Annotated in this window: 13 protein-coding genes; 5 read left to right on the top strand and 8 right to left on the bottom strand. The window is 64.5% G+C overall.

The features are described 5' to 3' along the window. Positions 1-26: 26 nt before the first annotated feature. The 8 genes from N911_RS0103870 to N911_RS0103835 all read right to left on the bottom strand — a co-directional run bounded on the left by N911_RS0103870 (position 27) and on the right by N911_RS0103835 (position 8,674). Positions 27-1,283, bottom strand: a complete 1,257-nt coding sequence (locus N911_RS0103870) for a phenylacetate--CoA ligase family protein (RefSeq protein ID WP_029894526.1) — start codon at positions 1,281-1,283, stop codon at positions 27-29. Between the two features lie 8 nt (positions 1,284-1,291). Continuing rightward, positions 1,292-2,128 carry an ABC transporter ATP-binding protein gene (locus N911_RS0103865; protein ID WP_051693893.1) on the bottom strand — a complete coding sequence of 279 codons (837 nt, stop codon included), beginning with the start codon at positions 2,126-2,128 and terminating at the stop codon, positions 1,292-1,294. Then, complete coding sequence (locus N911_RS0103860; protein WP_029894522.1) at positions 2,113-3,279, bottom strand: ABC transporter substrate-binding protein; 1,167 nt, start codon at positions 3,277-3,279, stop codon at positions 2,113-2,115. Before N911_RS0103860 ends, N911_RS0103865 begins: the two co-directional genes overlap by 16 nt. A gap of 117 nt (positions 3,280-3,396) precedes the next feature. Next, positions 3,397-4,443 (bottom strand): branched-chain amino acid ABC transporter permease, encoded by a 1,047-nt coding sequence (locus tag N911_RS0103855; protein WP_029894520.1) that lies wholly within the window; start codon positions 4,441-4,443, stop codon positions 3,397-3,399. 1 nt (position 4,444) lies between these two features. After that, positions 4,445-5,332 (bottom strand): branched-chain amino acid ABC transporter permease, encoded by an 888-nt coding sequence (locus tag N911_RS0103850; RefSeq protein ID WP_029894518.1) that lies wholly within the window; start codon positions 5,330-5,332, stop codon positions 4,445-4,447. Beyond that, positions 5,332-7,221 (bottom strand): AMP-binding protein, encoded by a 1,890-nt coding sequence (locus tag N911_RS0103845; protein ID WP_029894516.1) that lies wholly within the window; start codon positions 7,219-7,221, stop codon positions 5,332-5,334. The genes N911_RS0103850 and N911_RS0103845 overlap by 1 nt, the downstream gene beginning before the upstream one ends. A 9-nt stretch (positions 7,222-7,230) precedes the next feature. Next, positions 7,231-8,019: an ABC transporter ATP-binding protein gene (locus tag N911_RS0103840; RefSeq protein WP_029894515.1), complete on the bottom strand. Its 789-nt coding sequence runs from the start codon at positions 8,017-8,019 to the stop codon at positions 7,231-7,233. A gap of 1 nt (position 8,020) precedes the next feature. Then, positions 8,021-8,674: a CBS domain-containing protein gene (locus N911_RS0103835; protein ID WP_029894514.1), complete on the bottom strand. Its 654-nt coding sequence runs from the start codon at positions 8,672-8,674 to the stop codon at positions 8,021-8,023. A gap of 226 nt (positions 8,675-8,900) precedes the next feature. Between N911_RS0103835 and N911_RS0103830 the strand changes: the two genes are divergently transcribed. The 5 genes from N911_RS0103830 to N911_RS0103810 all read left to right on the top strand — a co-directional run bounded on the left by N911_RS0103830 (position 8,901) and on the right by N911_RS0103810 (position 12,165). Further along, positions 8,901-9,245: a hydrogenase maturation nickel metallochaperone HypA/HybF gene (locus N911_RS0103830; protein WP_341860290.1), complete on the top strand. Its 345-nt coding sequence runs from the start codon at positions 8,901-8,903 to the stop codon at positions 9,243-9,245. Positions 9,246-9,265: 20 nt separating this feature from the next. Next, positions 9,266-9,922, top strand: a complete 657-nt coding sequence (gene hypB, locus N911_RS0103825) for a hydrogenase nickel incorporation protein HypB (protein WP_029894512.1) — start codon at positions 9,266-9,268, stop codon at positions 9,920-9,922. 3 nt (positions 9,923-9,925) lie between these two features. Then, on the top strand, positions 9,926-11,251 hold the full coding sequence (locus tag N911_RS0103820) for a sigma-54 interaction domain-containing protein (RefSeq protein ID WP_029894510.1): 1,326 nt from the start codon (positions 9,926-9,928) through the stop codon (positions 11,249-11,251). A 144-nt stretch (positions 11,252-11,395) separates the two neighbouring features. Beyond that, entirely contained in the window at positions 11,396-11,809 is a 414-nt protein-coding gene (locus N911_RS0103815) for a NifB/NifX family molybdenum-iron cluster-binding protein (protein WP_051693891.1), read from the top strand. After that, positions 11,806-12,165: a NifB/NifX family molybdenum-iron cluster-binding protein gene (locus N911_RS0103810; RefSeq protein WP_029894506.1), complete on the top strand. Its 360-nt coding sequence runs from the start codon at positions 11,806-11,808 to the stop codon at positions 12,163-12,165. The genes N911_RS0103815 and N911_RS0103810 overlap by 4 nt, the downstream gene beginning before the upstream one ends. Positions 12,166-12,232: the final 67 nt, after the last annotated feature.

Raw genomic sequence — 12,232 nt, 5'->3', positions numbered from 1 at the left:
TTTCGGCAATTGAAAGAAGACGGGATTCAATCAAACTCGCGTTCGTCGCGCAACCTGGGACCCTCTTCAAGCCCCTCGACCCGCTCCACCAGCGGCCGCAGCTTGCAGGCCTCCTGAAAGCCCCGCACCAAAGCCTTCTCGTCCAGCCCTTCCCGGGCATCCACAAGCAGCCGGAGCCGATCCCTTCCGCCGGGGTTGTCCACCACCAGCCTCCAGGCCGTCACCGCCGGGAATCGCTCCAACACCTCGGCCGCCTGAGAAGGATAAATGAACTGCCCCTTGACCTTGGCGGTGTCGTCCACCCTGCCCTGGATCCCGCCCAGCTTTGGGGAGGTGCGACCGCACGGACACTCGGAATCCACCACGAAGGACAAGTCGCCGGTGGCGAAGCGGATGAGCGGATATTCCTCGCTAAAGGGGGTGAATACCACCTCGCCGATCTCCCCCGCACTCATTGGTTCGCGGCTCACAGGGTCCAATATCTCCACCAGCCCCCGTGAGGTCAGGTGCATGCCGCCCAGTTCCAGGCATTCGTAGGCAATGCAGCCCACGTCCGCCGTGCCGTAGCCCTGGCGGATGAGCATGCCGAAATCCGACTCAAGCTCCGAACGCATCGACTCGGAAAGCCGCTCCGCAGCCACAAAGGCGCATTCCAGCGAAAAGTCCTTCCACAGGTCCAGCCCCTTTTCCGCCGCCTTGTCCGCGATGACCCGCAGGTACGAGGCCATGCCCACGAAGCCTGTGACCGGCAGATCGGTCATGAGTTCGATCTGCTTTTCCGTGTTGCCGGGCCCGGCGGGAATGACGGCGCAGCCAATGGCCCGCAGCGGTTCCTCCAGCATGAGTCCCGCCGGAGTGAGGTGGTAGGAGAAGGTGTTCTGAACCACATCCCCCTGGCGGAATCCGGCGGCGAAGAAAGCCTCGGCCCAGCCCCAGTAGTCCGGCCCGCGTCCTTCCGGGTCGTAGATGGGGCCGGGCGACTGGTAGATACGGCCCAGCCGCCCGGGCTCCGTGGTCAGCATGCCGCCCAGGCCGGGTCCCGAACACTGCCGCGCGAGCAGGTCCTTCTTGGGCAGAACCGGCAGACGGCGGAAGTCCTCAATGGAACGGATGTCCCCGGGCTTGGCGCCGATTCCGGCCAGCCGAGACTTGAACTCCGCCGACCCCTCGTACGCCCTGCGGATGAGCTTTTCCAGCAGCACCCACTGCCGTTCGGCCCGCATTACCGGGGATTCGCGCTCCCGGTCGCCATAAAAACCCTTCCTGCGCTCCAGATCGGCCATGCGTCCTCCTATCCCAGCCAACGTTTGCGCCTGCGGTAATGCTTCACGTCGCGATAGCTGCGTTTCTCCCCGCCGTGTCCCATGCCCAGGTAGAATTCCTGCACGTCCGGGTTGTCCAGCAGGGAGGCGGCCGGACCGTCCATGACGATCCGGCCCGACTCCATGATGTAGCCGTGTTCGGCGATATGCAGGGCGGCGCGGGCGTTCTGCTCCACCAGGAGGATGGTCACGCCCTCTTCCTGGTTGATCTGGCGGATGATGCCGAAGATTTCCTCCACCAGCATGGGGGCCAGCCCCAGGGATGGTTCATCCAGCAAGAGCAGGCCCGGCCGGGCCATGAGCGCCCGCCCGATGGCCAGCATCTGCTGCTCCCCGCCGGACATGTACCCGGCCAGCTGCCCCTTTCGCTCGGCCAGACGGGGGAAGTACTCATACACCCGCTCGGCGGACCGGGCGAACTCCCCTCTGGGGCGGGAGTAGGCCCCGCAGAGCAGGTTTTCCTCCACGCTCAGATCCTCGAAGATGCGGCGGCCCTCCATGACCTGGAAGACGCCGCGCCGCACGATGCTTTCCGGCGGCTTGCCGTGGATGGGCTGGCCGTCCAACAGCACCCTGCCGTCCGTTACCTTGCCGTCCTCGCTGTGCAAGAGCCCGGAGACCGCCTTGAGGGTGGTGGACTTGCCCGCTCCGTTGGCGCCCAGCAAGGCGGTGATGCGTCCCTTGGCCGCGCGCAGGGACAAGCCCTTCAGCACCAGCACAACGTCGTTGTAGACGACTTCCAGGTTCTCGATGGCCAGCAGGTCCACCGCGCCTTCATCCCGAGGTCCTTCTAGTGTCCGAGCCATTCGTCCTTGCGCTCCAGGCTCGGCTCGCCGCGCAGAACCAGTTGGCCGTTCTCGACCTGATAGATGAAAACGGACATGTTGGGCCGGTGGTCGTCCGGGTAGAAGCTGATGGGCGGGGTCAGCCCCATTGGGTCGAAGTCCCGCAGGGTCTCCAGGGCGTTCTTGACGCCCGGGCCGTTGATCTCGCCCTCCTCCGCCGCCCGACGAATGCCCTCGGCCATGACGTACATGGAGGCGAACCCCCGGATGTAGTGGGTCATCTTCGGCTCGCCGCCGGTGGCTTCCTTGATGGGTTCCATGCCGGGCACTTCCGCGCCGTAAGCCACGGCGGATTGCAGGGAATAGCAGCCCTCGGCCGCGTCACCCGCCAGCTTGGGCAGGTTCTCGTCCGCGCCCCAGATGTTGGTGAAGAACACCGGGTCCATGCCCAGCTTGGCGGCGTCCTTGAGGATGACCGCCGTGGAGGAGGTTGTGCCGCCGATCCAGACAAAATCCGGTTCGTCCTCCCGCAGCGCGAGAAGCTGGGTGGTGGCTTCCAGCGCGCCCAAAGCCACGTTCTCCTCGCCCACGATCTCGTAGCCGATCTCCTTGGCGTACTTCCTGCCCGCTTCAATCGGCGAGAGGCCGTAGGGATGATCGGGGTACATCAGGGCCAAGCGCGGGGCGCGGTCCTTGTCCCACCGTTCGCGGAAGTACTTCAGCGCGGCCCGCAGTTGAGTGGAATAGTCGGCCGCGATGAAGAAATTATACGGCGCCTTGGCGGGGTCGGTCAGGTGGGCCGAATAGGAGGCCGACACGGTGGGAATCTTGTCCTTGGCCACGAAGCGGGTCAGAGCCTCGGTGTCGGCGGTGCCCCAGCCCTGCAGGGCCACAATGTTGTCCTTGGCGGTGAACCGCTTGTAGGCGGCGATGGCCTGCTGGGCGTTGTAGGCGTAGTCAACGGTCAAAAGCTCCAGGGTGTGCCCAGGAATGAAGTCCGTCTGGTTGAGCCAGTCGGCGCAGTCGTTGACGCCTTCGGAATAGGGAACGCCCACGTCGGAGGTGGGGCCGGAAAGAGTGGAGAGGACGCCGATCTTGATGGTCTTGGCGGAAACCGGGGCCGCGGCCAGGCACAGGGCCAGGCACAGGGCGAACAGGCGGAGAGCGGTCATGGTCTACCTCACAGGGTTGGCGGTGGGGAATGCTGCCAGCTTCGACGGATGTGGGCGGCGTGATGGCTATGCGGGGGGAAGCCCCCTAGCTGGCGGAATACAAACATGGCGCACCTCCTAGTAAGCGAAGGGGTAGAGTTTCCAGTAGGCCTTGAAGAGCTGCCAACGGCGGTTCAGCCCTTCCGGTTCAAAAATCAGGAACAGCACCAGCACCAGGCCGAAAATGCCCTCTTTCATGGCCATCAGCGAATCGGCCACCCCTGGCAGCAGCCCGGACAGTTCGCCCGATCCCCAGTTGAGGAACTCCGGCAACAGGGTGATGAAGATGGCCCCGAATACCGCGCCCTGCACGCTGCCCAGCCCGCCGATGATGATCATGGCCAGGTAAGAGATGGACAGGCCGATGCCGAACATTTCCGGGGTAATGTACATCACGTAATGGCCCCACAATCCACCGGCCACACCGGCCAGAAAGGAGCTTGCGCCGAAGGCGACGAGCTTGGTGCGGAACAGGTTCACGCCCACGATCTCGGCCGAGAGGTAGTGGTCCCGCACGGCCACGAAGGCCCTTCCGGTGCGGGTGCGCAGGATGTTGGCCACGGTCAGAATGGCCAGCACGGCCACCGCCAGAGTCAGGAAGAAGGTCTTGGCGTCGGTGTCGAAGGCGTAGCCCAGGATGGAGGGAGTGGCCACCATCATGCCGTGCGCCCCGCCGGTGACCGCGTCCCAGTGCAGAAAGACGTAGGTCAGGATGATCTGCGCCGCCAGGGTGGCGATGGCCAGATATATGCCCTTCAGCCGCAGGGACGGGATGCCGAAGAGCAGCCCCACCAATGCGGAGGCCGTCCCGCCCAGCAACAACGCCGGCACGAAAGGCACGCCATTGGCCGTGCAGTAGGCCGCGCCGTAGGCCCCCACGCCCAAAAACGCGCCGTGCCCCAGGGAAATCTGCCCGCAGGAGCCCGTCAGCAAGTTGAGGGAAACCGCTCCGATGACCGCGATATGGACCATGATGAGCACGGACAGATCGTAGGCGTCCAGTGCCAGGGGGGAGAGCAGGTAGACCAGCAGGAACAGGCCGAAGCGCCACTTCTGGGAAGGGGTGGTGAGAAGCGCCCGCTCCTGGCCGTAGGAGGTGTAGAAAAGGCCGCATTTTCCCCGCATGTCACACCCGCTCGATTTCCTTTTCCCCGAACAGGCCGTAGGGCCGGATCATGAGAATGATGACCAGAACGATGAAGGCCGCCACCTCGCGGAAGCCGGACAGCCCCAGGAACTCCTTGGCCGCGCCGCCCAGCACGTTCTCCAGCACGCCGATGGCCAGGCCGCCCACGGCCGCTCCCAGCAGGGAGTCCAGCCCGCCAAGGATGACCGCGGGAAAGACCTTCAGCCCCAGCACGCCGAGTTGGTTGTTGATGCCGTTGATGTTGCCCAGGATGACCCCGCCGATGGAGGAAACAACGGCGGCGATGCACCAGGACAGGGCGAAGATGCGCTTGATGGAAACCCCCATGGACTGGGCGGCCTGCTGATCGAAGGCCGTGGCCCGCATGGCGATGCCGGTGCGCGAGTACTTGAAGAAGAAAGTGAAGGCCGCGAAGAGCAGCCCGGCCAGCAGGAATGCGGCCACGTACACCGGGGCCACCGGCACCCCGGCCAGGAAGATGGGTTCCTCCGGAAGCACCTGGGGGTAGACGCGGATGTCCGTGCCCCAGAAGAGCTGCACCAGCGCCTTGAGCACGCTGGACAGGCCAATGGTGACCATGATCACCGAGATGATGGGCTCGCCGATCATGGGGCGCAGCACCACACGCTCGATGCACAGGCCCAGCAGCACGGAGAAGCCCAGGGTCAGCAGGAAGGAGGCGATGAAGGGCAGCCCGGCCTGCACGGTCAGAGCGAAACAGACGTAGGCCCCGGCCATGAGCATCTCGCCCTGGGCGAAATTGACCACCTTGGTGGCCTTGTAGATGATGACGAACCCCAGGGCCACCAGGGAGTAGATGGAGCCGATGACCAGCCCGTTGATGAAGAGCTGCAGGTAGTATTCCACTAAACGTTCTCCAACCGGATGGTCCCGTCCATGCGCCTGGCCGAGCCGTCCTGGTAGCGGATTTCCGTGCGCAGGCGCAGCGAGTCCTCTTGGGTGTAGAGCGCCTCCACCAGTTTCCCATACCGCTCTGAAACCACGCCGCGCCGCACCTTGCGGGTCCGGGTCAGTTCGCCGTCGTCGGCGTCCAGTTCCTTGTACAGCAGGGCCAAACGGCGGATGCGCTGCGCCTCGGGCAGTTCCTCGTTGATCCCCATGATGGCCTCGCGCACCAGATCGTAGACCTCGGGCTTGGCCGCCAGGTCCTGGTAGGTGGTGTAGGTGATGGCCCGCGACTCGGCCCAGCGACCGACGATTTCCGGATCGATGCAGACGATGGCGGCCACGTGCTCGCGTCCCGCTCCCAGCACCACGGCCTCGCGCACATAGGGGGAAAACTTGAGCTTGTTCTCCAGGAATTGCGGGGAGAATTTCTCGCCGGAAGCCAATTCCATGACGTCCTTGAGGCGGTCAATGACCACCAGCCTGCCCCGCTCGTCGAAGTACCCGGCGTCGCCCGAGCGCAGCCAGCCGTCCTCCAGGGTCTCGGCCGTGGCCTCCTCGTTCTTGTAGTAGCCGAGAAAGACCGCCGGGCTGCGAGAGAGGATCTCCCCTTCGTCGCTCAAGGCGATCTCGGTCTCGGGGATGGGCTGGCCCACGCTGGTGAAGTCCACGTCTCCGTCACGGTGGATGCAGGAGATGCCCGCGATCTCGGTCTGGCCGTAAATCTGTTTGAGATTGACCCCGATGGCGTGGAAAAAGCGGAACGTGTCGGGCCCCAAAGCCGCGCCGCCTGTGGAGGCGGAGCGGATGCGGGAGAAGCCCAGGCGGTCGCGCAGGGGGCGAAAGAGCAGCCACTCCGCCGTCCGGTTGGCCAGCCGCAGGGCCGCGCCGGGTTTGTCGCCCCGGAAGCGCGTGTCCGCCATGCGGGTGCCCACGGCCATGAACCGGTTGTAGAGGAACCGCTTCAGCGGCGTGGTCTCCATGATGCGCACCCGCACCCTGGCGGCCATGTTCTCCCACACACGGGGCGGGGAAAAGATGACGTGGGGGCCTATCTCGCGGATGTTCTCCTGCACCGTGTCCACTTCCTCCGGGAAGTTGACACAGAAACCGAACAGCAGGCTGGAGGCCGCAGCCATCATCTGCTCGCCTATCCAGGCCAAAGGCAGGAAGGAAACAAACTCGTCGCTGGGCCTCTTGGGGTCCACCGCGCCCAGGTTGGCGGCCATGGAAAGCATGTTGCGGTGGGACAGCACGGCAAGCTTGGAACGGCCCGTGGTGCCGGAGGTGGTCACCACCAGGCAGGGATCGTCCGGCGCCCCCTCCTCCGCCCACTCCCCGAAGCGGTGCGCTTCCGCCCGGCCCATTTCCCGCACCGTGTCGAAGGACAGCAGGCCGGGTGCGTCGCAGGATGCCAAGCCCTTGGGGTCGTGGTAGACGATGTGGCGCAGGTCGTAGGACAGGCTCTCCCGCAGCTCCAGCATCTTGTCCACCTGCTCCTGGTCCTCGGCCACCACCAGCGGCGCCTCGGCCAATTCGAAGATGTAGGCGATCTCCTCGGCCGGGGCGTCCTGGTAAAGCCCCAGGGCCATGCCCCCCAAAGCCTGAATGGCCAACTCGGCCCACAACCATTCCGGGCGGTTGTCGCCGATGAGGATGACGATGTCCCCCGTGCCAAGGCCAAGTTCTTTCAGCCCGGCGGCGAGCTCCGAGGTAACGCGCAGATGTTCGGCCCAGGTCACGGGTTGCCAGATGCCGAACTCTTTCTCCCGCAGGGCTGTCGCGGAGCCCCGTTCACGGGCCTGCTTGAGCAGCAGCCTCGGCAGGGTCGTTTCGTAGGCTTCCGGCATGCCCATCCCTCATCGCCCCAGGAAGGCGGCGTCCTCGCTGCCCAGGTAGGCGGCCACAACGGCCTCGTCGCGCTGGACCTCGGCGGGCGTGCCCTCGGCCAGCTTTTGGCCGAAGTCCAGCACCACCACCTTGTCCGATATGTCCATGACCACGCCCATGTCGTGCTCCACCAGAAAGACCGTCACCCCCCACTCCTCGTTGATGTCGAGGATGTAGCGGGCCATCTCCTCGGTCTCCTCCAGGTTCATGCCCGCCATGGGCTCGTCCAGCAGAATCAGCTCCGGATCGGCGGCCAGGGCGCGGCCCAACTCCACCCGCTTCTGCACACCATAGGGCAGCCTGCCCGCGGGCTGGTGGCGGTGGGCGGACAAGCCCAGAAAATCAATGACCCGCTCCACCCGCTCGCGGTGTGCGTCCTCCAGGCGCCTGGCTCGCCCCGCGTAGAGAATACCGGCCAGCAGACCGTACTCCATGCGGGCGTGGCGGCCCACCATCAGGTTGTCCAGCACGCTCAGCCCCCTGAACAGGGCGATGTTTTGAAAGGTGCGCGAAAGCCCCAGGCGTGTGCGCTTGTGCGCCGGCACAGCCAGCAGGTCTCGCCCTTTGAGGCTGATGGAGCCGGAGTCCGGCGTGTAGCGCCCGGACACGCAGTTCAACAAGGAAGTCTTGCCCGCTCCGTTGGGGCCGATGAGCGAGGCGATGGAGCCCTCATCCACGGAGAATCCCACGTCAAGCAGGGCGGCGATGCCCTTGAACGTCAGGGTCAGCTTGTCCGCTTCCAGGAGGGCTTTCCCCATCTCAGAGCCACTCCGAAACGAAGTCCTCGGCCGTAACCAACCGGTAGCCCTTGTCCTGCAGGGCCGCGGCCACGGGCGAGGCGTCGTCCGTGGCCACCCGGATGACCACCATGCGCCGGTCGTTGTGGAAGAAGGTGCCGGTGGAGATGATGCTCATCCCCATGTCCGCGATGATGCCCGAAACCTCGCGAATGACCCCGGGGCGGTCCGGCGTGTCGAAGGCGATGCGCTGCCCGCCCTGGCGCAGGCCCATCTCCTCCACCAAAACGTCGAGCATAACCGTGCGGTTGATGTACCCCAGCAGCTTGCCGTCATGGTTCACCACGGCCAGTCCGGCCAGGTTCTTCTCGAACATGACCTCGGCGGCGGTCTCAATTTCCGCCGTGGGAGGGATGGAAGTGATGTCGCGGCGGATGATCTTTTCCACCGTGAGCTTGCTGAGCAGATAATTGAGCTCGTGCTTCTCGAGTGTTGTCATGATGGAAGGCAGCGCGGCGCGGATGTCCTCCTTGCGCAGATAGCCCACCAGCTTCTCTCCATCCATGACCAAAAGCATCCACAGCTTCTCCTCCTCCATGAGCTTGTCAGCGTCCTTGACCAGCGTTTTGGGAGTCACTGTGGCGAACTTCTTCAGCATCTTCAGACCAACGTACATGCGGGCTCCTTGTTGCGTTTTCGTACATTCGCCCCCGCCCCGGGGCGAGCCGTCATCCGTGAACGGTCGAAATCATTCCGGCAACGGCGAGAGGTTCCGAACGGAAGGGCCATGTTGCCGAACGAAACGCCAAGGCGGCGGGAAAGTCAAGACCACAGGGGCTTTCCCAACGAACGCCCCTGGACGCGCCGGAGTGGATTCATTATAGCTTTCGTCCATGCATGAAATGTCCATCGTCCAAAACCTGCTGGACCTGATTCGCCAGGAAATGGCCACCCACAACGTCTCCACCCTCCACTCGGTCAAGATCAAACACGGCAAGCTGACCCACGTGGTGCCCGAGGCCCTGGACTTCGCCTGGGAGGCCCTGACACGCGACACAGAATTCGAGGGCGCGGGGCTTGAGACCGAAGAGGTTCCCCTGGTGCTCAAGTGCGGCGGATGCGGACGGGAATTCACACCGGAAGGGCTGGCCGCCATGATCTCCCCATGCCCCTACTGCGAGGAGCAGATCGGGCACGAACTGGTCAGCGGCCGAGAACTCCACATCGAGCACATCGAAGCGGAATGACCCGCGAGAAAGGAACGAGCATGCAGATTCCCGTTGTTCGCAACATCCTCGAGGCCAACGACCGCATGTCCGCGGAGTTGAAAAAGCTCTTCGACGACCGTGGCATCCTGGTTCTCAACCTCATGAGCTCCCCCGGCGCGGGCAAGACCGCCCTGCTGGAAAAGACCCTGGCCGAGCTGGCCGGGGAGTACAAGATGGCCGTCATCGAGGGCGACCTGCAGACGGACAATGACGCCCGGCGGGTGGCCGCCACAGGAGCCCAGGCCGTGCAGATCAACACCGACGGCGGCTGCCACCTGGACGGCTCCATGGTCCTCTCCGCCCTGGAGTCCCTGGACCTGGACGGCCTTGACATCCTCTTCATCGAGAACGTGGGCAACCTGGTCTGCCCGGCGGAGTTTAACCTGGGCGAGGACGCCTGCGTGGCGCTCCTGTCCGTGACCGAGGGCGACGACAAACCGGAAAAGTATCCCCTGCTCTTCCACAAGTCCGAAGCCATGGTCCTGAACAAGGTCGATCTGTTGCCTTACGTGGACTTCGACCTGGACAAAGCCGCCGGACAGGGCAAGCGCATCAACGAGGACATCCAGGTATTCCCCCTGTCCTGCCGCTCCGGCGAGGGGCTCGCCCCCTGGTACGAGTGGCTGCGGACCAAGGTGACGGACAAGAAGGGGTAGCTCGTGTTCGAGCAGGTTCCAGCGGCCTGCGAGGCCATTCTCGACAGCCTGGCCGACGGCGTTTTCACCGTCGACCGCGACTGGAACATCACCTTCTTCAACAAGGCGGCCTCCCGCATCACCAAGGTCGACCCGGCCGAGGCGGTGGGCCGCAAGTGCTTCGACGTGCTGCACTCCTCGCTGTGTGACGGGAACTGCGCCCTGGGAGAGTGCATCGCCCAGGGCCAGACCCTGTCCAACCGTTCCATCTTCATCCTCGACGCCACCGGGGAGAAGATTCCCGTCTCCATTTCCGCCGCCCCCCTGTACGACGAGTCCGGGCGGGTCATCGGCGGAGTGGAGACCTTTCGCGACCTGACCGACCTGCACCTCATGCGCAAGGAGATGCAGGCCGCCTACACCTTCGACGACATCGTGGGGAAAAGCGCCTCCCTGGCCAAGATCTTCAACATCCTTCCCCAGGTGGCCGCCTCGGAATCCACCGTCCTCCTGCTGGGGCCTTCCGGCACGGGCAAGGAACTTTTCGCCCGGGCCATCCACAACCGCTCCAACCGGGCCCGAGGGCCGTTTGTGGCGGTCAACTGCGGCGCCCTGCCGGACAACCTGCTGGAATCCGAACTTTTCGGCTACAAGGCCGGGGCCTTCACCGACGCCCGCCGCGACAAGCCCGGCCGCTTCGCCCTGGCTCGAGGAGGCACACTCTTCCTGGACGAAATCGGCGATATGCCGCAGGCCTTGCAGGTAAAGCTGCTCCGCGTGCTACAGGAAAAACGGGTGGAACCGCTGGGAGCGGTGGAAAGCGAACCGGTGGATGTGCGGGTCATCGCGGCCACCAACCAGGACCTCGACGCCAGGGTGGCCGACGGCTCCTTCCGTCAGGACCTCTTCTACCGGCTCAACGTGGTCAGCCTGCGCCTCCCTCCCCTTTCCGAGCGGAGGGAGGACATCCCTCTGCTGGTGGACCACATCGTGACCAGGCTCAACGCCTCCACCGGCAAATCCATAGACGGCGTGAGCGAAGACGTCATGTCCGTACTCATGCGGCACGACTTCCCCGGCAACGTGCGCGAATTGGAGAACATCCTGGAATTCGCCTTCATCCTCTGCCACGGCGGCTTCATTCAGGCCGAGCATCTTCCCGAACACCTGCGCCCTTCCCACGGCGACCCCCCCGTCCACGGCCCGATGAGCTTGGAGGAGATCAAGTGCCGCGCCGTGCGGGAAGCCCTGGCCCGCAACCAGGGCCGCAAGATGCGGACCTGCCGCGAGTTGGACATCTCCAAGGACACCCTGCGCCGCATGCTGGCCCGTTGCGGCGAAGGCGAATAACGCGCCCACACCCTTCACCGACTGGGCGCGCGACGCGCCCATACCTCCTCTCTTTCGCCTGAAAGCGCCCGGATATACTTATTTTTTTAGTTGGCATCGTTCCTGCTGTCCATTGCCGTAAACCGCGATCGGGGCCAGGAAACGATGCTCATCTGTCTCGCCTGCCATGAAAACCGACTCGCCTCGGTCTTTGAAAACGCCACCGAACTCCGCCTCTTCGACTTGGCGGAGGATGGTCATATTCGCCCCGCAGGCCGCCTCCCCCTTCCCTCAAAGGACCCAACGGACAGGATATCCGCCACATTGGCCTGCGGGGCGCGTTTTTTGATCTGCGGCGCGCTGTGCCGCCGCGTGGAGGAACGCCTGGCGCAATCCGGCCTGTCCCTGCGCTCCTGGACCTGCGGCCAAGTGGACGAGGTGCTGCGGGCTTTGCGGGAGGACAAACTGGACGCTTTGGCCATGCCGGGCCGTTGCCGCCGCAACAAAGCACCATGCGACGGCCAGGGTAGAGGCCGCCGCGGGGCGTTATCCGCGCACAACACCAAGGAGGAAAAATGAAAATCGCCGTGAGTTGCCGCGAGCAATCCCTTGAATCACCAATCGACCCCCGCTTCGGCCGAACCGAAGGCTTCGTGATCTACGACACCGATTCCGGCGACTGGAATTGGCGGGCCAACGGCCAGAACCTGCAATTGGCCCAAGGGGCGGGCCTGCAAACCGCCCAGAACGTGGCGGACGCAGGAGCGAAGGCCGTCATCACCGGCCATGTGGGCCCAAAGGCTTTCACCGCTCTGCGCAAGGGAGGCATTGATATCTACTTGGTCGAGGGAGACACCGTGGCCGGCGCCATCGAGAATCTCAAGGCCGGCCGCCTCCAGCCGGCCGAAGGGCCGGACCGCCAAGGTCACTGGTAGGGCTTGCCATTTCCGTCGCGAATGACTACCCGCAGGATCGGACGGAGGGGCGTGTCCCTTCCCTGGA

Source organism: Desulfohalovibrio reitneri, from assembly GCF_000711295.1.
GTDB lineage: Bacteria > Desulfobacterota > Desulfovibrionia > Desulfovibrionales > Desulfovibrionaceae > Desulfohalovibrio > Desulfohalovibrio reitneri.
This window is presented reverse-complemented; position numbering and strand designations above follow the sequence as displayed.

Excerpts from the sequence above, each read along its gene's own strand:
- N911_RS0103870 (WP_029894526.1), bottom strand. The coding sequence starts at position 1,283 with ATGGCCGATCTGGAGCGCAGGAAGGGTTTTTATGGCGACCGGGAGCGC.
- N911_RS0103865 (WP_051693893.1), bottom strand. The coding sequence starts at position 2,128 with ATGGCTCGGACACTAGAAGGACCTCGGGATGAAGGCGCGGTGGACCTG.
- N911_RS0103860 (WP_029894522.1), bottom strand. The coding sequence starts at position 3,279 with ATGACCGCTCTCCGCCTGTTCGCCCTGTGCCTGGCCCTGTGCCTGGCC.
- N911_RS0103855 (WP_029894520.1), bottom strand. The coding sequence starts at position 4,443 with ATGCGGGGAAAATGCGGCCTTTTCTACACCTCCTACGGCCAGGAGCGG.
- N911_RS0103845 (WP_029894516.1), bottom strand. The coding sequence starts at position 7,221 with ATGCCGGAAGCCTACGAAACGACCCTGCCGAGGCTGCTGCTCAAGCAG.
- N911_RS0103840 (WP_029894515.1), bottom strand. The coding sequence starts at position 8,019 with ATGGGGAAAGCCCTCCTGGAAGCGGACAAGCTGACCCTGACGTTCAAG.
- N911_RS0103835 (WP_029894514.1), bottom strand. The coding sequence starts at position 8,674 with ATGTACGTTGGTCTGAAGATGCTGAAGAAGTTCGCCACAGTGACTCCC.
- N911_RS0103830 (WP_341860290.1), top strand. The coding sequence starts at position 8,901 with ATGTCCATCGTCCAAAACCTGCTGGACCTGATTCGCCAGGAAATGGCC.
- hypB (WP_029894512.1), top strand. The coding sequence starts at position 9,266 with ATGCAGATTCCCGTTGTTCGCAACATCCTCGAGGCCAACGACCGCATG.
- N911_RS0103815 (WP_051693891.1), top strand. The coding sequence starts at position 11,396 with ATGCTCATCTGTCTCGCCTGCCATGAAAACCGACTCGCCTCGGTCTTT.
- N911_RS0103810 (WP_029894506.1), top strand. The coding sequence starts at position 11,806 with ATGAAAATCGCCGTGAGTTGCCGCGAGCAATCCCTTGAATCACCAATC.